Origin of the sequence: Arthrobacter sp. B3I9, assembly GCF_030816935.1 — a bacterium.
In the GTDB taxonomy this organism is placed as follows: domain Bacteria; phylum Actinomycetota; class Actinomycetes; order Actinomycetales; family Micrococcaceae; genus Arthrobacter.
This window is the reverse complement of sequence record NZ_JAUSYO010000001.1, coordinates 1155477-1176982: the sequence shown is the minus strand read 5'-3', so window position 1 is coordinate 1176982 and position 21506 is coordinate 1155477. Positions and strand designations below refer to the sequence as shown.

Below are 21506 nucleotides of genomic sequence, written 5' to 3'. Positions count from 1 at the left end.
GTGGTTACAGGGAAGTTGTTTCCTTAGTCCGCACAGAGTCCGCAGAATCGCCGAGGACCGCAGCGATCAGCCTTGATCCTGCGGTCCTCGTTTTGTCTTCGGCAGTCGGCCAGAGATGGGAGTAAGTGTTCAGCGTGATCGAGGGCGCCGCGTGGCCGAGCGCACGCTGCACGGTGACGACGTCGCACCTATCCGCGATGAGGCCTGATGCGTAAAAGTGCCGGAGGTCGTGAAGAGTGAACTCACCTATGCCGGCTGCTTCCCGGACCTGCCGCCAGCGGTCGGCCGGCTTACGCCGACGGGGATGCTCGCCCTTGGTTGGGTGGTGCGTCATGAGCAGTAGGCGGCTTGCCCGTCAGGCTGCTGTGGCTCCCGTCTTCATCGGCTCTGTGGATCCTAACCGTGTCACCCGACGGAGCTTGCCGTCGCCCCGTGGGGAGGTCCTCGGGTGGTTCAAAGGTGGCATCTGTTACCGGGTATCGGTGGCCGGCACTGTCTATGGCTGGGGCGAGGGGACTGCGGTTTGGGCGGCTGTCCTGGACGGCAGCTTCAGGCCGCAGGACTTCGGGAGGCACGGCGCCCGCTGACCACCTCGACAGATCTCTCGGGAGGGCAGCTTTTGCTCGGTACGACGAGTACGACTCACGCCGGGTACGACTGACGGCGGGTATGGGGCAAGTGGGGCGCGAGATCGGGCCAAGTATGGGAGATGCGGACGGCAGGTGAGCGCTACCGTTGACCCTGCTGCAAGCGAGGCGCACCATTCCAATTGGTTTGCGGGAAGAAAAAATCGTACTTGAACCAGCTTTGCGGCGCTGGGACGCTGGGACGCTGGCTGACCTTACTCCTTTTGAAAGGATGGACCCAGCATGCCTACTGAAAATGTTCATGGAGTCAGAACAACTCAACGTCTGCGCAGATTCTCGGCATTCGCTGCCGGGATTTTGATGCTGGCCGGCCTTACTGCGGCCGTTCCAGCACAGGCGGCCACTACTGTGCAAAGTCTTTCAGGCGAGACGCTCATCCAGTCAGGACCCGGTGGTTTGACCGCCAGCAGCTACAATTGTAGCGACCCATCGAGGGTGTTTCTCACGGCGTCGGGCGTTGCCACTGGCCCCTATCCGGGGACCTTCACCGAGACACTCGAAATTGCTTTCGATCAATCGGTCGACCCTGGAAATCTCTATTATGTCAACGCGACGTTTACCATAACCAGCGTCAACGGCACCGTGACTGGCACCAAGAGGACAACGGGCGATACGGCCGGCGGTGCGCTCTGCAATGAAGTCGGCGCCCTCAATGTCATTGCGGACCTAACCTACACCGCTCAAATCACAACACCTTCCGGCACGGCCACCGATCAAGGGGTGTCGAACGCGACAACGTTCAAGGTCTGCCCCACCACCTGCGGAACGTTCACTTCGCCGAATGCTTTCCAAGAGTCGTTCGTGTCCCAGACCTTCACACCGGCTCCACCGCCAGCTCCCACCACCGCCGAGCAATGCAAGAAGGGCGGATGGAAAAACTACCCAGCACTCGGATTCAAAAACCAGGGCGATTGCACGAGTTACGTTGCAACCCATGGGAAGAACCAGCCAGCTGGGCCCAAGCGGTAGCCACCGCGTTCGGCGGGGCGCGCAGTTGCCTTTGGTGCCCAGCCGTGGCGGCCCTCATCCGACCGGGTGGGGGCCTTGCTGTCGGACCTGGCGGTTACGGTCGCGGCATGGTGAAGATTGATGTTGATGCTGTGGGGAGGATGCTGGCCGGACCAAAGACTGAGACCCGCCCCGGCTACGATGGCGGCATGGCAAGCTTCACGCTCGACGGCGAAACGTTCGAGTACTTGAAACCGGACCCGGGGCACCAACCTGAAGAAACTAAGTCCTTGACATACGGAAATTATCCGAAGGTGCTGGCTTCCGTTCCCCTACTGACGACGGCCGGCACTCGCACTGGGCTGGCAGCTGCTACGCGTATGCCGGATCTGCGGAGCGATTTAAGCATGGCTCCTCGATTCCATTTTTGAAGTAACGCACCGCTGATCGAATGGCGAGACCTTGCCTGTCTAGACGTCCATGCAAACGCTGGCCGCTTTTGGGCAACGAGCTTCGGCCCAAACACCGCCACGGGATGGAACGATGGGCTCGAGAGGAATACCAACGGTAACGAAGGCGGTTACGTAACGGACACGTTTTACTACCCAAACGTCGCCCAGGGGATGTGGGTACGACTCTGCAGCCTCAGGGCCTGCCATGAGAGCGTCTACTTGGACAACCCCTATAACTAGCACATGAGGGGAACTCAGGAAGGTCCCGGCTTGTCTCACGACCGGCCGGGGCCTCTTGCTTTGTCAAAGATGAATCTGACCTAAAGGCTTGTCTTAGTCCCTCGTCCCGTCGAACTCCCGCCACCCCGGCACAGAAAAGCCCCGGACCTACGACGCGTGCCGGGGCTCTTTCTGCGTCGGGCGAAGCAGGCTGTCAGTCGTCGGAATACTTTGCGCGGATCTCAGCGTCTGACAGGCCCACGTCCACGAAGGACTCTAGGTCGAGCGTCTTCGGCTTCCGATTCGGCATGGAATTGGAAGCTGGTTCGGCGGTCTTGTCTTCATGTTCGTTTGATTCAGTCATGGCACCCATCTTAGGAGCGCGCCGGCCGCCAAGTGTTCAGTTCTGAATAGTTCTTTGCACCAGTAGAGCCGACTCCAGCTATGGCGTAAGCGGGCAGAGAAAAGCCCTGGCCTGTGCTGCAGGGATACTATCGTCCGCATGACGCTTGAACCGGCGCCTGCCCCAAAGCCCAAGCTTGCGTTCAACCTCGAAGAGGCGGCCGAGGCGACCGGCTACAGCACTGGCACACTTCAGATCGCCATACGTCGGCATGACCTCCTCGCCCGATACGCGAACACCAAGCCGGTCATCCTCGCCGAGGAGCTGCTCGACTGGTTGCGGTCGCTCCCTACCGAACCGAGGGGTGGACACCAGCCACTTAGCGACTTGCAGGAGGAGGACCTTGGCCCTTTTCCGGGGCTGCCGCGGGAGCGGCTAACCGTCCCTCCGGTCAAACCCGTGTTCCGTACGCCGGAAGAAGTCGCCCCGGAACTTGGCATCAGTAAGTCCACTCTCCGCGGCTACTGCCTCGCCTCTGGTATCCACACGCGGCTCAGCAATCGCCGCATCATGCTCACCGAAGACGACATCAAGCGGCTACGGGAGTGGATCCGTGAGAAGCAGAGCAAGAAAGACGAGTGGCAGGAGGAACCCGAGCACGACCCGTTCAGGTAGCGGTTAAGTCCGCAAAAAGTCCGCAAAAGGTCAGTTCCTGCCTGCGCCAGCCAACTCTGAAATCACCGGAAACTAGCGGGTTTCAACGCCAGCCACCGCCGCCCATCCAGTAGCGGGCAGTTTGTGAACTTCCGCAGCTAAGGGCTGGCGGGGCCGTTTTTCGACGACGGGCAAAAGGGCTGGGAACTCCGTATTTGGGGGTCGCCAGCCCTTTTGTTCTCGTATTAGCCTCGCCTTATTGTGAGATAATCATAATAAGTGCTTGAATGGAGCCATGACAGGTTCCGGGGGCACTCACGACGCATGGGCCGCCGCCCTGCGTGCCCACGGCCGCCGGGTGACGAAGCAGCGCCTCGCCGTGCTGGCCGCCGTCGAACATCATCCTCATTCCCCCGCTGAGAGCATTCTCGCCGCTGCCCGCGAAGAACTGCCCGAGCTGACGGCGCAGTCCGTCTATGTGGTCCTCGGTGACCTGACCGACCTGCACATGCTGCGCCGGTTTGAGCCCCCGCACTCGCCGGCGCTGTATGAAACGCGCGTGGGAGATAACCACCACCACGCCATATGCATCAGCTGCGGCCTCGTCGAGGACGTCGAGTGCGCAGTCGGCCACGCCCCATGCCTTACCCCGCATTGGGAAGAGGGCGCCAGGCCAATGACCATCCAGATCGCCGACGTGATGTACCAAGGCATCTGCCAGGACTGCCAGCGCAGCCAAAAACTTCCCTCAGAACGAAACTAAGCAAGAACAAGAAATAGGAGAAAGATGACCCTGAACATCTCTGCGCCCGCAGTGTCGACTACCCAGTCAGGCGCCCCGGTCACGTCCGATGCCCACTCCCAGGCAACCGGCGCGGATGGCGCAATCATCCTCACCGATCACTACCTGATCGAGAAGCTGGCACAGTTCAACCGCGAGAGGGTTCCGGAGCGCGTAGTGCACGCCAAGGGTGGCGGCGCATTCGGCAGCTTCAAGACCACCGAAGACGTTTCGAAGTACACCAAGGCGGCACTCTTCCAGCCCGGCGTAGAAACCGAGATGCTGATTCGATTCTCCTCGGTGGCCGGCGAGAGCGGCTCTCCCGACACCTGGCGCGACCCCCGCGGCTTCGCCGTGAAGTTCTACACCACCGAGGGCAACTACGACCTCGTCGGCAACAACACCCCGGTGTTCTTCATCCGCGACGGCATCAAGTTCCCGGACTTCATCCACTCGCAGAAGCGCCTCCCGGGCAGCCACCTGCGCGACGCCGACATGCAGTGGGACTTCTGGACCCTCTCCCCCGAGTCCGCACACCAGGTCACCTGGCTCATGGGCGACCGTGGCCTGCCGGCCTCCTGGCGTGAAATGCAGGGCTACGGCTCGCACACGTACCAGTGGATCAACGCCGAGGGCGAACGCTTCTGGGTCAAGTACCACTTCAAGTCCAACCAGGGCGTCAAGTCGATGACGGGCGACGACGCCGAGGCGCTGGCGGGGTCGGACGCGGACTTCTACATCCGCGACCTGCAGGAAAACATTGCTGCCGGCAACTTCCCGTCCTGGGACCTGCACGTCCAGGTCATGCCGTACGAGGACGCCAAGACCTACCGCTTCAACCCGTTCGACCTCACCAAGGTATGGCCGCACGGGGACTACCCGCTGATCAAGGTCGGCACCATGGAGCTGAACCGGAACCCGGAGAACTACTTCGCGCAGATCGAGCAGGCGACCTTTGCGCCGTCGAACTTCGTGCCGGGCATCGCGGCGTCCCCTGACAAGATGCTGCAGGCCCGCATCTTCTCCTACGCGGATGCGCACCGCTACCGCGTGGGCACCAACCACGCCCAGCTCCCGGTGAACCTGCCGAAGAGCCCGGTGAACAACTACAGCCAGGACGGCCAGGGCCGGTACAACTTCAACGCCCCTTCGGTTCCTGTCTACGCACCGAATTCGCTCGGGGGCCCGGCTGCTGTTGAGCCGCAGAGCCCGGCAGGCGGCTGGGAGAACGACGGCGCGCTGACGCTCTCCGCGCACTCCCTGCACGCCGAGGACGGCGACTTCGGCCAGGCCGGCACGCTGTACCGCGAGGTCTACAACGACGGCGAAAAGGCCCGCCTGCTCGAGACCATCACCGGTGCCGTGGGCGGCGTGAAGAGCCCCGGCATCAAGGAACGTGCTATCCAGTACTGGACCAACGTCGACGCCGAACTCGGCGCCAAGCTGCGCGCCAACCTGGGCGCGCTTGAGGCCGGCGTCCTCGGAAACGCTTCCGACGCGGAAGCGGCAAACAAGATCGGCTAATAGCGGTTCGTGCGCCTTCGCTGTAACCCCTCGCCCCGTCACGGATTCCGTGGCGGGGCGAGGCGTCTTCCGGCTTGTTTACAGCGCGCCTGTCTGCGCAGTCCCGGTTTGCACATAGCGGTTCTGGCGGTGGCTGCGACCGGCCCCGGTGCCTAGTATCGCGTCATGACTACTTTCCAGGGGATTCCCGCAGAGGCCTTTTCGTTCTATGCGGAGCTCGAAGACAACAACAACCGCGAGTGGTGGCTGGCGCACAAGGACAGCTACAACGCCCTGGTCCGCGATCCGTTCATAGCACTGCTCGATGAACTGGAACCCAGGTTCGGGCCCGGCAAGATCTTTCGTCCCAACAGGGATATCCGGTTCTCGTTGGACAAATCACCCTACAAGACAGCGCAAGGTGCGTTCGCGTCTACGCAGGAAGGCCTGGGCTATTACCTCCAGGTAAGCGCCGACGGCCTGCTGGTCGGTGGCGGCTACCATTCCCATTCACCCGCGCAGCTGGTCCGGTACCGCAATTCTGTGGATGCCTCCGGCACGGGCGCGGCCCTGCAGCACATCGTGGATGCCGTTACCCAGGCCGGCTTCTCCGTGGAAGGCGAAAAACTCAAGACGGTCCCCCGGGGCTTTCCTTCCGCTCATCCGAGGGCCGAACTCCTGAAACACAAGTCGCTCTCCGCTGGCATGGACCTCGGCCAGCCGGAGTGGGTAACCGGCCCAGAGGCCGTCGGGGAAATCGCTGCGCTGTGGGACCGGTTGCGCCCGCTGGTGGACTGGGTGGGCCGCCATGCCGCGCCGTGAGGAGTGCCAGCGCGGTGCGGGACCGCACGCTCCTGGCCGACTCCATGTGAGTAAGAGCTCCCAAGCGGGGGCGTGCGACGCGGCCAGACCGGTTGCAGCCAGCGGCGGTGTCGTAGGGTGCGGGTGTGGCCCCTACTCGCCGCAGGACCGGTTTGAACTTCAACATATTGGGAATGAAATCTCATGAAGTCGCTTGAAGCTCCAAAGACCTGGATTGTTTACGGAGGGCTGGGAACGCTGCTCTGGTTGACACTGGCAGTCACAGTTTGGGCCTCAGGCGGCTCCGATTGGCGCGGAATTCTCTACAGCCTGCTCACGGCTGGCTCTATCTACATGATCGTAAGGGCGCTGCTAACTTACCGGAGCAGGACCAGGACTGATTCAGGGATTGGTGACAAGTAAGAAGGGACTCGTCGCGAGGCGGGGCGAGTGCAAGGCCGATGTGGAAGCGTGCCTCGGATCCTGCATGCCGTGGGCTTCAGGTCGCCATCTTCGGAGAGACGGACGCCCAAGGCACGCTTCTGGACATGCCCGCGGGCAAAAATTGACCGCCTCCCGCGCGCCGTAGTCCCAGAATCGAGACAGTTTCCAGTCGTGTCGCGGCCATGGCAGCCCTCCTTCTGAGCCGCACGAAGCCGCATCCCTTTACTGTCGCAGGTGCCTGATTGACTAGGATCATGGACGGCAATCAGAGGCCCGAAGTGGTTCGGGCAGAAAACGGCGGCACCCGACGCGTCGCCGGAGACGGTGCGGCGGTGACCGATGCCGCCAGCCTGCGCTCCTCTGCCCAATCTGTGCGCCCTTCCCTACCCCACTCCCTTCCCCCCTCTCTTCCTGACGACGTCGGCCCCGCCGGCCTTGACGGCGGACCGGACGATTGCGGCGACGACATGGCTGTGTTGGGTGATGTCGGGGCGGCGTTGATTGATGAGCTCCGCGAACTCGAGGACCAGAAATCGGCTATTGCCGCCCGGCAGGCCCGGATCTCCGTCGCCTTTGACCTGGTCCAGCGGCGCGCCCAGCGCGCGGCGGGCGTCCTTGAGGCCGAACTCGGGGCCGGAGTCGGGGCGCAGATCGCCCTCGCCCGGCGCGAATCCCCGGCCCGAGGCTCCCGGCACCTGGGCCTCGCCAAAGCCCTCGTGACCGAGATGCCGCACACCCTCGCCGGACTCGAGACCGGCCAGCTCAACGAATGGCACGCCACCCTGATCGTGCGCGAAACCGCGTGCCTGCCCGCCGCGGACCGGGCTGCTGTGGACGAGGAACTCGCTGCCGACACCGGCACCTTCACCGGCGCCGGGGACCGCGCCATTGTGGCCGCGGCCCGCGCCGCCGCGTACCGCCGGGACCCCCGCTCCGCTACCGAAAGGGCCAGCCACGCCGCGACCGAACGCCACGTGTCCCTGCGCCCGGCGCCGGATACCATGTGCTACCTGACCGCGCTGCTGCCGGTGGCCGAGGGCGTCGCCGTTTACGCGGCGCTCACCCGGCACGCCGACACCGCCCGCTCCGCCGGGGACCCCCGCGGCCGCGGCCAGCTGATGTCCGATGCGCTGGTCGAATGGACCACCGGCACCCCTGGCGGGATCAGCGGCATTGAAATCCAGCTCGTTATGACCGACCGCACCCTCCTTCAAGGCGACAGCGAACCCGCCAGGCTCCCCGGCTACGGCATCGTCCCCGCCGGCTGGGCCCGGAAGCTCATCAAAGGCGAAGGCGCGGGTCCGGCAGCCGGCATCAGCGCTTCGGGACTGCGGGGTCCCGGACCGGGCGGCGCGGAGTCCGGCCCGGGCGGCGCGGGGTCCGGCCCGGGCGGCGCGGGGTCCGGCTCAGTCCCGATTTCCGGTCCCGCGGGCGAAGGTACCGCCCACTCCGGCGACCCCGGTCCGGTCAACGCGGCAGAAAGTTCAGAACTGCAAGCCTGGGTGAGGCGGCTCTACACCGCGCCCGGAACCGGAGACCTCGTCGCGATGGACTCCCGGGCCCGGCTCTTCCCCGCAGGGCTCCGCCGCTTCCTCCACGCCCGCGACGATACCTGCCACACCCCCTACTGCGACGCCCCGATCCGGCACATGGACCACGTCCTCCCCTGGGCCGAAGGCGGACCCACTACTGCGGCCAACGGCGCCGGGCTCTGCGAAGCCTGCAACCACACTAAGGAAATCCCCGGCTGGACAAGCAGGCCCCGGCCCGGCCCCGCCACCGATGACGAGCCCGGACAGCGGCACGCCCTGGAAGTCACCACCCCCACCGGCCACAAATACCACTCCACCGCACCACCCCTGCCCGGCACGTCGCTGCGGCCGGCAGAGGCCGAGAGCCCGGCAGACTGCGATCCGATGGCCGCGGCTGGGAACCCGCGCGCCGGCTCGGTGGCCGACACGCCACCAGACAACCGACGCGAACTACGGCACCGCGCAAAAATCCGAAAACGTCCGCGCCATCGGGAGCCGGCAGCAGCGTGACCCGCGGCCGCAGCCTGACCGGCGGTAGCAGCCCGACGGCGGGTGCTGCTAGCCGGCGGACGCAAACCGCCCGCCGATCCGGGGATCGACGGGCGGTTTCGGGAGTGCACTAGGGTTGGCAGCCCCGGCACACGGAACTCGAGTCAGGCGCGGGTGAACTCGTCGTCCTTGTCCTGCACCTTCTGGTCAGCCGTCTGGGCTGTCTCGACGGCCGGGCCATTGACGGAAGCCTTGGCCTCAGCGAACTTCTCGTTCAGCCGTGAATGCCGCTGGCCGTACGCAAAGTAGATGGCGATGCCAATCACCAGCCAACCTGCGAAGAAGATCCAGGTCTCCACCGCGAGGTTGGTCATCAGGTAGAGGCAGAGGACCGCGGAGACAATCGGGAGCACCTTGCCGAACGGAACGCGGAACGCGGGCTTCAGGTCAGGGCGCTTTTTCCGCAGGACGAGGATGCCCAGGCTGACCATCACAAAGGCGGACAGCGTGCCGATGTTGATCATTTCCTCGAGAAGATCCACGTTGGTCAGCCCGGCCACAAGGGCCACGGCAGCGCCGCAGATAATCTGGAGCCGGACCGGCGTCGCACGGGTAGCGCTTGTCTTGGACAGCGAGCGGGGCAGCAAGCCGTCGCGGCTCATGGCGAGGACCACGCGGGAGAGGCCCATGAGCAGCACCATGATCACGGTGGTGAGGCCCACCAGGGACCCGAAGGCGATGACCTTGGCGGCGTCGTTATTGCCGACAGCCTCGAACGCGGTGGTCAGCGTCGGGTTCTTAGCTTCCGCCAGCTGGGTGTAGGACACCATGCCGGTGAGGGCGAGCGAGACCAGGATGTAGAGGACCGTGACGACGGCGAGGCCACCGAAGATACCGCGGGGCAGCGTCTTTTGCGGGTTCTTCACTTCCTCGGCCGAGGTGGCCACCACGTCGAAGCCGATGAAAGCGAAGAACACCAGCGCGGCGCCGGCGAAGATGCCAAGCGTGCCGTACTGGGCGGGGGCGGCACCCGTCAGGAAGCCGAAGAAGGACTGCTTCAGGACGTCGGCGGTTCCGGTACCGCCGGTCGGTTGCGAGGCGGGAACGAACGGGGTGTAGTTCTCGAACTTCACGTAGGTGAAGCCCACCACGATGACGAAGAGCACGACGGCGATCTTGATCAGGGTGAACACGTTGCCGACCCGGGCCGACAGCTTGGTGCCGAGGACCAGCAGTACCGTGAACACGGCAACGATCAGGAAGGCGCCCCAGAAGAGGTCCACTCCGCCGAGGGAGATGGACGGGGGAATGTCCACGCCCATCAGGGCGAACACCTTACTGAGGTAGATGCCCCAGTACTTGGCGATGACCGCCGCGGCCGTGAACAGCTCGAGAATCAGGTTCCAGCCGATGATCCAGGCAAGCACCTCGCCCATGGTCGCGTAGGTGAAGACGTAGGCGGATCCTGCCACCGGGATGGCGGTGGCGAATTCGGCGTAGCACATGATGGCCAGCGCGCAGGTGACTGCGGCAATGGCGAACGAGATGGTCACGGCCGGGCCGGCAAAATTCGCGGCAGCCTTGGCACCCACGGAGAAGATGCCGGCGCCGACGGCAACCGCCACGCCCATGATCATCAGGTCCCAGGTGCTCAGCGATCGCTTGAGCTTGCGTCCGGGTTCTTCGGCGTCGGACATGGACTGCTCGATAGACTTGGTCCGGAAAAGGTTCATAGGAAGTTCCACAATCTCGATAAGTTGTCGGAAACAGACCTATCTATAGTAGTGTCCATCCATTGGACGGCCGTTTTTGTCCCACATGGTGAGACGGCCCCGGTCGAGACGCGCCCTAAACCGGCCAGTCCATCAGGGTGGAGCGAATCAGGAATCTCTTGCCCTCGGGGGCCTCCACCGAGAACCCACTCCCCCGGCCCGGGACCACGTCCACGGTGAGATGGGTGTGGCTCCAGTAGTTGAACTGCTCCCGCGACATCCAGAACTCCACGGGCTGGGGCAGGCCGGCCTCTGATATGTCGAACAGGCCCAGGAGCACGTCCGAGTCTCCGGTGATGAATTCGCCGGCGGGATAGCACATGGGCGACGAACCGTCGCAGCAGCCCCCGGACTGGTGGAACATCAGCGGTCCATGCTGCTCCCATAGCTTGCGCAACAGGACAACGGCATCAGGAGTGAGCGCCACGCGGGAAAAATCCTCGCCGGGGCGGGTCGCGGCAGCATCGAGCCGGGTGTGGGGCATCGGGGCCTCTTCTGGTTGGCGTGAAGGGCACGGCGCACTGCGGCGCCGTGTCTCGAAAGTGGTGTGTCGCGGAAGTGGTGTGCGGCCAAGTAATTGGTGCGGCCGGGAAATGGTGCGGGCGGGAACGGATCAGTCGTGTTCCGTCCCCGCCCGGGTCTATACGGCTTAGAAGAAGCCGAGCTTATTTTCGGAGTAGCTGACCAGCAGGTTCTTGGTCTGCTGGTAGTGGTCCAGCATCATGGCGTGGTTTTCGCGGCCGATGCCGGAGGACTTGTAGCCTCCGAACGCGGCCCCGGCCGGGTAGGCGTGGTAGTTGTTGACCCACACCCGGCCGGCCTGGATCTCGCGGCCGGCGCGGTAGGCCACGTTGCCATTGCGGGACCAGACGCCGGCCCCCAGTCCGTAAAGGGTGTCGTTGGCGATGCCCATGGCGTCGTTGTAGTCGCTGAACCGGGTCACGGACACGACCGGGCCGAAGATCTCCTCCTGGAAGATGCGCATCTTATTGTGGCCTTCGAAGATGGTGGGCTGGACGTAGTAGCCGCCGGCAAGATCACCGGAAAGTTCGGCCCGCGCGCCGCCGGTCAGCGCCTTGGCGCCTTCCTGCTTGCCGATGTCCATGTAGGAAAGGATTTTCTCGAGCTGGTCGTTGGAGGCCTGCGCGCCAAGCTGGGTGTCCGTGTCCAGCGGGTTCCCCTGGATGATCTTTTCTGTGCGGGCAAGCGCATCCGCCATGAAGGAGTCGTAGATGCCGTCCTGGACCAGGGCCCGGGACGGGCAGGTGCAGACCTCGCCCTGGTTGAAGGCGAACAGCGTGAAGCCTTCGAGGGCCTTGTCGTAGAAGGCATCGTTGGAGTCGGCCACGTCGTTGAAGAAGATGTTGGGGCTCTTGCCGCCAAGCTCCAGGGTGACAGGAATAAGGTTCTGGCTGGCGTACTGGCTGATCAGGCGGCCGGTTGTGGTCTCTCCCGTGAAGGCGATCTTGCGGATGCGGGGGCTGGAGGCCAGCGGCTTCCCTGCCTCGACGCCGAAGCCGTTGACGACGTTCAGGACGCCGGCCGGCAGGAGGTCACTGATGAGTTCCACCAGGACGAGGATGGATGTCGGCGTCTGCTCGGCCGGCTTCAGGACCACGGCGTTGCCGGCGGCGAGTGCCGGAGCGAGCTTCCAGACGGCCATCAGGATGGGGAAGTTCCAGGGGATGATCTGGCCGACGACGCCGAGCGGCTCGTGATAGTGGTAGGCGGTGGTGTCGTCGTCGAGCTGGGAGAGGCGGCCCTCCTGGGCGCGGACGGCGGAGGCAAAGTAGCGGAAGTGGTCCGCAGCCAGCGGGAGGTCGGCGTTGAGGGTTTCGCGGATCGGCTTGCCGTTGTCCCACGTTTCGGCGACGGCGAGCTTTTCGAGGTTCGCATCAATCCGGTCTGCGATCTTGTTCAGGATCGCGGCGCGCTCCGCGACGGAGGTCTTGCCCCAGGACGGTGCCGCCTTGTGCGCTGCATCCAGCGCCAGTTCGATGTCTTCCGCGGTGCCGCGGGCCACCTCGCAGAAAGCCTTTCCGGTGACGGGCGTGATGTTCTCGAAGTACTGGCCCTTGACCGGAGCAACCCACTCCCCGCCGATCCAGTTCTCGTAGCGGTCCGCGAAGGTGACCTTCGAGCCCTCGGTGCCGGGCTGTGCGTAAACAGTCATTGCTAGCTCCTTTGCTGTGCAAGATTGATGGCGGCCTGTCGCTGGCGCGCGCCGTTGCCTTCAGCGTAGGAGCCGGCAGGTTGCAACCAGGTTGCAACCCCGTGAGCCAGGTCACCTTCCTGGATAGGCGGCAGTCACGCGCTGAGCTCCGCGTCCAGCCGTTCCAGATCAGCGACGACGGCGGCGCGCCTGGGCGAGCGGGGCGGCAGCAGCCGCAACGCTGCGACCCGGACGTCGACGTCGTGCCTTGCCTCGGGAAGCTCGGCGTACTTGAGCAGCGACTCGGCGCTTCCGTCGGTCAGCACGGCCTCCCGCAGCAAGGACGAGACCCGGTTCCGAAGTTCGACAATGCCGGGCGCTTCCGACCGCGGCAGTACAGCGCCGCGGTAAACCTCCAGGGCGATCCGGTGGGCGCCGCGCTGCAGGCAGTTGAGCACCTGACCGGAGTCCGGCACCAGGTCCACGGGCAGCCTGTAAGGCCGGGATTCCGGAACCGTTTCCGGACTGAGTTGCTGGAGCACCTTGCGCAGGCGCACCATTTCGGCCCGCAGCGTCATGGTCGACGCCTCCCCTGGGTACAGCAGCGAACACAGTTCTTCGGCGCTGAGCCCTTGCGGGTGTGTGCTGAGCAGCGCCAGGATTTCGCTGTGCCTGGCGGACAGGGCGGCGGTCCGGCCGTCAATGCTCAGCAGGGCCTGGTCGCGCCCGAGGAGCTGGAGGCTGTTGCGGTACAAACTCGTGGCGTCCGGTGTTGCCGCCGCGGCATCGGCCGGCACCCGTGCGGCGGGGCCCCGCCGCCGCGCACGTGGCGCTGTACTGGCAGCTGCCAGCTGCAGGCGTTCCACCCGCAGGTGCGCCTGCGCGGCGGCGACGGTGGCCTCCACCAGGGACAGGGTATGGGGCGCAACGGCGGATTCGGTGCCCGTGATGTCGACGACGCCGAGGAGGGCACCTGAGTCGGGATCGTGGAACGGCACGGCGGTGCAGCTCCACGGGTGGGCAGAGCGCTTGTAGTGCTCCGCGCCGGAGATCTGGATTCCGCGGCCCACGGCCAGGGCGGTGCCGGGGGCGCTGGTGCCGACGGTCGCCTCGGACCAGTCCGCGCCGGGAACGAACATCATGCCCTCGGCCTTGCGCTGCATGCCGGTGTCACCCTCGACCCAGAGCAGCCGTCCGAGCTCGTCTCCGACAGCCACCAGCAGTCCGCTGTCGTGGCCGGGCAGGACCAACAGCTTGTGGATGACGGGCATGATCGCGGCCAGGGGATGCTGGCGCCGGTACTCTTCGAGTTCCTCGCGGTCCATCGCCAGGGGCGCCTCGGGATGGTCCGGATTGGCCCGCAGCTGGGCGGAACGCCGCCAGGACTCCTGGATCATCGGGCTGAGCCCGGGCAACTGCCGGGCGTCGGGGAAGAGCAAACCCCGGGAGTCCAGCTGCTCATGGCCCGTTCTGGCATACTTCTGGCGCAGCTCCGCGGTGTTGCCACCGGGCGCTGCGGGATGGACCAGATTCCTCATTGAACTCCCACCTGACGGGCGCGGCGGCCTGCCGCTGGCGGCCGCGTCCGGCAAGTCTAATGGCCGGACGCGCGCTCCGGCTAGCCGCGGGAGATCTCGATCATGTGCTCGCGGGGGACCACCTTGACGCGCTCCCGGACTATGCCGTCGGCGTTTTCTGCGGCGGACCATTCCTCGCCCAGGGCCAGTTCGTGGGCGTCCAGTTTGATCCAGCCTTCCCACGTCGTGTACTTGATGCCCCGATCCTCCAGCAGGTCGATGATGGCCTGCGGGTCCGGGTTCTGCGCCGGCGGCAGGGTCAGCCGGTCTTCAAGGAGGAACCCGATGGTTTCCAGCGCGTCGCCCTTGGTATGGCCGATCAGTCCGACCGGCCCGCGTTTGATCCACCCGGTGGCGTAGATTCCCGGGACGGGGTTGCCCTCGGCGTCCAGCACCCGTCCCCCTTCATTGGGGATGACGCCGCGCCGGGCGTCATACTCCAGTTCGTCCAGCGGGGAGCCGTGGTAGCCGATCGCGCGGTAGACGGCCTGGACCGGGTAGTCGAGGAACTCCCCCGTGCCCTTGGCGTTTCCGGTGCCGTCCAACTGCATCCGCTCGAACCTGACGCCCGCGACCCTGCCGGGGTCGGCGGGGTCGTCATAGATTTCGACGGGGCTGTGCAGGAAGTGCAGGTGCAGCCGGCGGGAGGAGGGCTTCTCCGCCTCGGCGTGTTCCTCCACGAGCCAGTTGGTCAAAGTGTTGACCATGGTGCGGATCTGGTTGTTGCTGCGGATTGCCTCGTCGGAAGCCTCGTCAAACTCGAAGTCCTCCGGGTACAGGACGATGTCCACGTCCTTGGGGTGGGAAAGTTCCCGCAGTTCCAGCGGGGTGAACTTCACCTGGGCCGGCCCGCGCCGGCCGAACACATGGACATCCGTGACCGGGGAGCTCTTAAGGGCCCGGTAAACGTTGTCCGGAATTTCGGTGACGAGCAGCTCATCAGCGTGCTTGACCAGCATGCGGGCCACGTCCAGTGCCACGTTGCCGTTGCCGATCACCGCGACCTCCTTGGCCTCCAGCGGCCAGTCGCGGGGAACGTCGGGGTGGCCGTCGTACCAGGACACGAAGTCGGCCCCGCCGAAGGAGCCCTCAAGTGCGATTCCGGGGATGTCCAGCTCCGCATCCTTGATGGCACCGGTGGAGAAGATGACAGCGTCGTAGAACGCGCGGAAGTCGTGCAGCGTCAGGTCGCGACCGTACGTCACGTTGCCGAGGAACCGGATGTCGCCGCGGTCCAGGACCTTGTGCAGGGCGTTGACGATCCCCTTGATCCGCGGGTGGTCCGGGGCCACCCCGTAGCGGATCAGGCCGTACGGCGCCGGGTACGCCTCGAAGAGATCGATACTGACCTCGAAATCGCCGTCCTTGACCTCGTTGGACTTAGTCAGGATGTCCGCAGCGTAGACGCCGGCCGGTCCGGCGCCGACAATCGCAACGCGGAGCGGACGCTTGGACGTGGTTTCGGCCGAGTTGGACACCGGAAGCCCTTCTGAATCTTGGCGGCTGCGCCGTGTCATGCAGCGCAGTTCCTTATTCTAAAGGTCCGCCGGAACAGGCGGGGCTCCGGTAACGGAAATCGCAGGCTACGCGACCGCGGTGGAAGCGATTGGCCGGAATACCTGCCGTGCAGGTGGTGTTATTGATCTTGTGCCTAAACCAGATGGATCGTTCTCCCCACCCACTCTGACCGCCCCGGATGCCGCTGCACCTTCGGGAAGCCCCGGAGCCGGGCAGCCCGTTACGCCCAGGGCCGTGGACAAGGAAACGACGGCGGGCGTCCTGTTCGGCATGGGCGCCTACGGGCTGTGGGGGCTGCTGCCGCTGTACTTCGTTGCGCTCGCACCCGCCGGCGCAGTTGAAATTGTTGCGAACCGGGTGGTCTGGTCGCTCGTGTTCTGCGTCCTGCTGGTCACCGTGACACGCTCCTGGAGGGTGCTCGGCGCCGCCTTCCGGAACCGCACCGTGATCGGCCCGCTTGGCATTGCAGCCCTACTGATAGCAGTGAACTGGCTGACCTACACGTATGGCGTGACCACCGGCCATGCCGTTGAGGCGTCGCTGGGTTACTTCATCAATCCCCTCGTCTCCGTGTTGCTGGGTGTCTTCGTCCTGAAGGAGAAACTGCGCCCCTTGCAGTGGGCCGCCGTCGGCATCGGCTTCGTCGCCGTCGGCGTCCTGACGGTCTCCTACGGGAAACTGCCGTGGATAGCGTTGACCCTGGCCTTCAGCTTCGGCCTGTACGGCTTCGTCAAGAAGCGGGTGGGACCCCGCGTGGACGCCGCCACCAGCCTCACCGTCGAGACGATCGTCCTGACACCGCTCGCCGCCGCAACCATGGTTTTCCTCGGGGTCACCGGGGCGGAATCGCTGACCACCAACGGCGCCGGACACTTCTGGCTGCTGGTGGCTTCCGGTGTCATCACCGCCGTGCCGCTGTTGTTCTTCGGTGCCTCCGCGCGCCGGCTGCCGATGACCACTATCGGGCTGCTGCAGTACCTCGCCCCGGTCCTGCAGTTCATTCTGGCCCTGGTGGTCCTCAAGGAAACCATGACCACGGACCGCTGGATCGGTTTCGGATTCGTCTGGCTTGCCCTCCTGCTGCTCACCGTGGACATGCTCCGCACCGCCCGCAAGAATTCGGTCAGCCGGAAGCTGGCCCGGGCCGCCGCCTAAAGCTGTCGCCGCCTAATAAGCCCGCCGCGGTCAGACCTGCAGACTGGAATCGACGCGCTCGTAATCCCTGGGGACCACCACCATCGGCACTGGCAGGGCCCGCAGCACTTTGTTGGCGGTGCTGCCGATGAAGAGCTTGTTCTTTTCCCCGAGCCGCGACGAGCCCATGATCAAAACTTCGCCGTCGTCCCACTCAAGGTCGTCGATCGCTTCCTCAATGGTCCGGCCGTGCGCCACTTCAACGCTGACGTTGTGCCCCGCCTGAAGCCGGCGGGAGGCCTCCGTCAGGACGGTGTTGGCGTGGATATGGGCGGCGTTGATATTTTCCCCGCTGTCCCCGCCGGCGTCGAGTTCCACGAGCGAGACGAGCCGCAGCGGGACGCCGCGGCGCGCTGCTGAGTCAATAGCCACGTCGATGGCCGCCTCCGCCCCGGTGCGCTGCCCCACCGCCAGTGTCAGCCGCGTGATGGGGTCAGTGCGGCGATAGCCGCGCGGCGCCAAGGCCACCGGGACGGGCGAGGCATGGAGCAGGGCGTTAGCCACGCTTCCGACGCTGTACCGCTTAAACAGGCCGTTGTTCGCCGCGCCCACCACCACCAGCCCGGCCTGGTATTCGACGGCCGCATCGATCAGGCCTGCGGCATCCGACTCGGCCTGCCGCATGTGGAACTTGGCCTCCAACCCAGCCGGAACCAGCTCCAGCCCCTCGGGCTCCGCGGTCAGCACGTCCTTGCCGGCGGAGCTGCCCCGGTTCCCCGCGGCGTTGGCGCCTGTGCCGGCGGCGCGCCGGTTCACCACATAAACCAGGTCAAGGTGCGCGCCCTGGGCCCGGGCCAAAGCCGAGGCCAGCGCGACTGCGTCCGCTCCGCGTTCGCTGGGCGTATAGCCAACTACGTATCGCATGGAAGAACCCTTCATGGTTCTGGGCAGATCCCGCGTGGCTCCCGGTGCCCGGGCGACGTCGGCCGGCCTGCACTCTTGCAGTGGTAGGAACGACTCTAGCCCAGCGCACGCTTCATCTCGTCGTACGCGGGCGTCGGCTTGCCGTTTTCGAACAGGAAGTCGTGACCCTGCTGAAGGCTGCCGTCGTCGGCGACCCACCAGTCGTAGCGGTTGTCCACGCCCCACGTCGTGTAGGAGACGCAGGCTCGCGAACGCAGGCAGGTGGTCAGCACCGTAACGTACTGCTCCGCCTGGGCGTCCATCCCCTCGTCGTCATTTACGTCGTTCTCCGATATGCGCACCCGGAGGCCTGCCGCGTCGAATGTGTCGAGCGTCTGGGACAGCTTTGCCCGCGGAATGGCGTCGGTGGTGAAGTCGTAGATGTGCGCCTGAAGCCCTACGCCGTAGATGTGCCCGCCCTGCGCGTTGGTATCGAGCGCGAGCTTGAGCAGAGCGTCCTGGCGGCGCCCCGGCACGTCGGCCCCGTTCTCGTTGATGAACTGCTTCACGTCCGGATCGGCCTCGTAGACCGCCTGCGACACGACCGCCGGATAACCGGGACCGAAGACGCGGTACCAGATGTTCTGCTGGAGGCTGGTCCCCTGGTCGACGCCGAACGGCTCGTTCACCACGTCCCAGGAGTCCAGTTTGCCCGCGAAGTGAGCCACCACCGTGCGGACGTAGTCGAGCAGCGCGGTGGCGCTGGACCTGCGTTCGGCATCCGTGCCGCTGCGCAGCTCCTGCATCCAGCCCGGCATCGCCTCGCTGAATGCGATGGTGTGGCCGTGCACGATCATGCCCTTGCTCTGTGCGATCGCGATGATCGCGTCCGCCTCCTCGAAGGTGTAGACGCCCTGCCGTGGGGAAAGGAACTGAGGTTTCATGGCGTTCTCCGGCGTGACCGAGCCGAAGTTGGACACCAGTTCCCGCGCGTACTCCTCGTCGCCGGTCAGAGGACCGAGCGCCACGGCCGCACCGATCCGGAAGTCCGGCCGGGTTCTGGCGGCCAGTGCCTGCAGGCCGTCAGCCGACGTCTGGACGTCCGCGACCGCCGTCCCCGACGTGCGCAAGCCGGTGTTCGCCGGCGCATCCGCTTTGAGGGAGGTGACGTCGAAGGCCCCGGAGTCGCTGGAAAATCCGAGCCACAACTTTCCCGATGAGAACACCTTTCCGAGGGGCAACGACGAGAGTGTGTCCGCGCCGCTGGTAACCCTCAACGTGTCCCCGGACCGGCGCACTGTGAGCGGCGCCTCCGGGTCCCTTACCGTTACGTGCTCGCCGTGCACGGGGGCCGGCTGCCTCATCTCCTTCTTCTGTTTGCCGTCGAAGACGGTGATCTCCAGGTCGTGGTCTTTAAGGGTGAGCCGCAGACCCGCCGGCTCGACGCGAAACTCGTCCGCGATCACGGGAGGCCGGTCGTACAGCGCCCAGGTCGCGTCCGCGGTCACATCGGCCAACGTGGCGGTGAGGGTGAAGTCCCCGCCGACCACCAGGTGTGTGCCGGCCAAGTTGAGCGGCGGGTTTGGCTGGCCTCCCGCACCATCCTGTTCGACGATGCTCCGCGCGGTGGCCGTGATCTGCAGCCCTCCGCCGCGAGCCGTCACCCCCGGCGTGTGCTGCCAGTCTTGCTGGAGCAGGTCAACGACCACATCGGGCTTCGGTGTCGGGTCGTCCGAGGAGCAGCCCGCGAGGGCGAGCAGAAGGCCGGACGCCAGCACGATCAGTACGCGCGGGCGCCCGGCCATCACGGCCGCCACCAGCGGACATCGTCAAAGTACGCCTTCAAGCCGGAGTTGCCCGGGATGATGACCTGCAGGCTCGCCTTGGTGACCGCAGTGCTGGTGGGCGAGTATGTCAGATCGGGATTGGTCACACCAATGGCAGCTACCCCGAGCTTGTACTGCCCGGAGATCCACTGCCCGGCGGCGTTGAACTCGTCGATGTAGAAGCCCACCTCACCACTGGCTAGTGCCGTGACGTTGAGGTACCCGGTGATCTTGTAGGTACCGGGTGTCACCGCGACCTGCGGGGAGAACAGGTGCTTGTTCGCCGTCGTGGCCGTCAGGCTGACCGAGTTCACCGGGTTGGCCGGGCTCCCGTGGTTCGTGGCATCGGCCACGATGGTCGTAGCCGAGTCGGTCGTCCAGCCGGACTTGATGCCGGCGTCGAACGTGCCGTTGGCGACGAGGTTGGACGCTGCCGGGGCCGTCTCCGCGTTGAGCGCCAGCATCTGCACGTTGTCCACGTAAGCCATGATGCCGGTGCCGGTCACCCAGATCTGCAGGCTCGCCGAGGCCACACTGGTCGAGGTCGGCGTGTAGTCGAAGTTCATCGCTTCCACCCACCGCGAGGTCTCCCGCTTGCGGAACTGCCCGGAGATCCACTTCCCGGCGGCGTCGAACTCGTCGACGTAGAAACCCACCTCACCGGTCTTGATCGCAGCGACGTTGAGGAAGGCCTTGAACACGTACTTCGTCGACCGGGACACGGGAACCATCGGCGAGAACAGGTGACCGGCCGTGGTGCCCGAGACCAGCTTCACCGACTTAGCGGAGTCCGGATAGCTTCCGTTGTTCCCGGTGTCCGCGGTGATCGTCGCCGGGGAATCGGTCCGCCAGCCGCCGGCAATGCCGCTGTTGAACGTCGAATTCGCGAACTTGTTGGGGCTGCCGTTCACCAGGCCCTTGCTGATGTTGACGTTCTTGATCTGGCCGGCCGTCACCTTGGTCTTCACGTAGGCGGCAAGCTGGTCCAGCTCAGCAGTGCCGTACTGGTAGTCGTCCGGGTCCTTGCTCGGCGTTGGCCGGATGTCGTGGAACGTGAACACCACCCACGTCTTGTTTGCGATCGCCTCGTCGACCTTCGCCTTGAGGGTCGCGACCGGAGTGGTGACCTCCTGCACGGGGACGTTGCGGAGCAGGTAGTCACCGAGCGGCCAGGGGTTGTTGCCCGTGTCGGCGAAGCCGCGCATCGAGCTGTAGTACTTGGCGACCTGGGCCACTGCCGACATGTCGTAGTCGCCGTACGGCGGGGCAAAGGCCGTCGTGGTGATGCCGTGCGCCGCGAAGGCCGACTTACTGTTCGCCAGTTCGGCGGTGACCTGCGCGGCCGTCAGCTTGGTGGCCTGGCAGTCGCCGCCGGCGCTCACGAGGCACTGGTGGCTGACGGTGTGCGACCCGATCTCCCACCCATAGGTGTTCTTCAGCTGCAGGATCTGGTCCCAGGTCATGTAGGGCACGTCCGTGCCCGCCCGGCAGGTATTGGGCACAGTCGTCTTGCCGACGCAGTTGGTGATGACGTAGTTCGTTCCGGTAAGCCCGTACTTCTTCAGCGTCGGCGCGGCCTGCGTCAACGCGCTGAGGGCCCCGTCGTCGAAGGTGAAGGACACCAGCGGAGACGGAGCCGGGTTGTCCACGGCGGCATTCGCCGCCGTCGGGGACAGCAGTGCGCCGGCCATGGCCCCCACCGCCAACCCGATGGTTCCAAGCGTGGCGCGACCCCGCGCCCAGCTGGATCTGGTCCTGGTCATGAACTTCTCCGTTCTTTTCGGCTGGCCGACGGCCCCGGGTTGCACCAA

At 65.3% G+C, this 21506-nt stretch carries 18 protein-coding genes; 8 read left to right on the top strand and 10 right to left on the bottom strand.

The features are described 5' to 3' along the window. Positions 1 to 4 precede the first annotated feature (4 nt). The gene (locus QFZ65_RS05530) at positions 5 to 334 is read right to left on the bottom strand and encodes a tyrosine-type recombinase/integrase (protein WP_306908793.1); all 330 of its coding nucleotides are present in this window, start codon (positions 332 to 334) and stop codon (positions 5 to 7) included. Positions 335 to 869: 535 nt separating this feature from the next. On the opposite strand from QFZ65_RS05530, the gene QFZ65_RS05525 reads away from it, so the two are divergent. Beyond that, positions 870 to 1616, top strand: a complete 747-nt coding sequence (locus tag QFZ65_RS05525) for a hypothetical protein (RefSeq protein WP_306908791.1) — start codon at positions 870 to 872, stop codon at positions 1614 to 1616. Positions 1617 to 1723: 107 nt separating this feature from the next. Then, positions 1724 to 2026 carry a hypothetical protein gene (locus tag QFZ65_RS05520; protein WP_306908789.1) on the top strand — a complete coding sequence of 101 codons (303 nt, stop codon included), beginning with the start codon at positions 1724 to 1726 and terminating at the stop codon, positions 2024 to 2026. 454 nt (positions 2027 to 2480) lie between these two features. Here the strand turns inward: QFZ65_RS05520 and QFZ65_RS05515 are convergent, their stop codons facing one another. Next, positions 2481 to 2630, bottom strand: a complete 150-nt coding sequence (locus QFZ65_RS05515) for a hypothetical protein (RefSeq protein ID WP_306908788.1) — start codon at positions 2628 to 2630, stop codon at positions 2481 to 2483. Between the two features lie 138 nt (positions 2631 to 2768). Between QFZ65_RS05515 and QFZ65_RS05510 the strand changes: the two genes are divergently transcribed. The 5 genes from QFZ65_RS05510 (at position 2769) to QFZ65_RS05490 (ending at position 8834) form a co-directional block, all read left to right on the top strand. Further along, on the top strand, positions 2769 to 3284 hold the full coding sequence (locus QFZ65_RS05510; protein WP_306908786.1) for a hypothetical protein: 516 nt from the start codon (positions 2769 to 2771) through the stop codon (positions 3282 to 3284). A 274-nt stretch (positions 3285 to 3558) separates the two neighbouring features. After that, the gene (locus QFZ65_RS05505) at positions 3559 to 4026 is read left to right on the top strand and encodes a Fur family transcriptional regulator (RefSeq protein WP_306908784.1); all 468 of its coding nucleotides are present in this window, start codon (positions 3559 to 3561) and stop codon (positions 4024 to 4026) included. Positions 4027 to 4050: 24 nt separating this feature from the next. Then, positions 4051 to 5568, top strand: coding sequence for a catalase (locus tag QFZ65_RS05500; protein WP_306908782.1), 1518 nt, complete (start codon positions 4051 to 4053; stop codon positions 5566 to 5568). Positions 5569 to 5733: 165 nt separating this feature from the next. Then, complete coding sequence (locus QFZ65_RS05495) at positions 5734 to 6369, top strand: DUF2461 domain-containing protein (RefSeq protein ID WP_306908780.1); 636 nt, start codon at positions 5734 to 5736, stop codon at positions 6367 to 6369. 890 nt (positions 6370 to 7259) lie between these two features. Continuing rightward, a complete protein-coding gene (locus QFZ65_RS05490; RefSeq protein ID WP_306912507.1) occupies positions 7260 to 8834 on the top strand; it encodes an HNH endonuclease signature motif containing protein in 1575 nt (524 codons plus the stop codon). Between the two features lie 143 nt (positions 8835 to 8977). Here QFZ65_RS05490 and QFZ65_RS05485 read toward each other — a convergent pair whose 3' ends face one another. The 5 genes from QFZ65_RS05485 to QFZ65_RS05465 form a co-directional block, all read right to left on the bottom strand. Next, entirely contained in the window at positions 8978 to 10546 is a 1569-nt protein-coding gene (locus tag QFZ65_RS05485; RefSeq protein ID WP_306908778.1) for an APC family permease, read from the bottom strand. A 115-nt stretch (positions 10547 to 10661) separates the two neighbouring features. Further along, complete coding sequence (locus QFZ65_RS05480) at positions 10662 to 11069, bottom strand: DUF779 domain-containing protein (RefSeq protein WP_306908777.1); 408 nt, start codon at positions 11067 to 11069, stop codon at positions 10662 to 10664. Positions 11070 to 11234: 165 nt separating this feature from the next. Then, positions 11235 to 12758: an aldehyde dehydrogenase family protein gene (locus QFZ65_RS05475; RefSeq protein WP_306908775.1), complete on the bottom strand. Its 1524-nt coding sequence runs from the start codon at positions 12756 to 12758 to the stop codon at positions 11235 to 11237. Between the two features lie 134 nt (positions 12759 to 12892). After that, positions 12893 to 14275, bottom strand: a complete 1383-nt coding sequence (locus tag QFZ65_RS05470; RefSeq protein WP_306908773.1) for a GAF domain-containing protein — start codon at positions 14273 to 14275, stop codon at positions 12893 to 12895. A gap of 80 nt (positions 14276 to 14355) precedes the next feature. Continuing rightward, the gene (locus QFZ65_RS05465) at positions 14356 to 15792 is read right to left on the bottom strand and encodes an FAD-dependent oxidoreductase (RefSeq protein ID WP_306912506.1); all 1437 of its coding nucleotides are present in this window, start codon (positions 15790 to 15792) and stop codon (positions 14356 to 14358) included. A gap of 274 nt (positions 15793 to 16066) precedes the next feature. On the opposite strand from QFZ65_RS05465, the gene rarD reads away from it, so the two are divergent. Next, positions 16067 to 16987, top strand: a complete 921-nt coding sequence (rarD, locus tag QFZ65_RS05460) for an EamA family transporter RarD (protein WP_306908772.1) — start codon at positions 16067 to 16069, stop codon at positions 16985 to 16987. A 30-nt stretch (positions 16988 to 17017) separates the two neighbouring features. Here the strand turns inward: rarD and QFZ65_RS05455 are convergent, their stop codons facing one another. The 3 genes from QFZ65_RS05455 to QFZ65_RS05445 all read right to left on the bottom strand — a co-directional run bounded on the left by QFZ65_RS05455 (position 17018) and on the right by QFZ65_RS05445 (position 21458). Continuing rightward, entirely contained in the window at positions 17018 to 17890 is an 873-nt protein-coding gene (locus QFZ65_RS05455) for a universal stress protein (RefSeq protein WP_306908770.1), read from the bottom strand. A 95-nt stretch (positions 17891 to 17985) separates the two neighbouring features. After that, positions 17986 to 19674, bottom strand: a complete 1689-nt coding sequence (locus tag QFZ65_RS05450; protein ID WP_306912505.1) for an endo-1,4-beta-xylanase — start codon at positions 19672 to 19674, stop codon at positions 17986 to 17988. Beyond that, a complete protein-coding gene (locus QFZ65_RS05445) occupies positions 19674 to 21458 on the bottom strand; it encodes a polysaccharide deacetylase family protein (protein ID WP_306908767.1) in 1785 nt (594 codons plus the stop codon). The genes QFZ65_RS05450 and QFZ65_RS05445 overlap by 1 nt, the downstream gene beginning before the upstream one ends. Positions 21459 to 21506 lie beyond the last annotated feature (48 nt).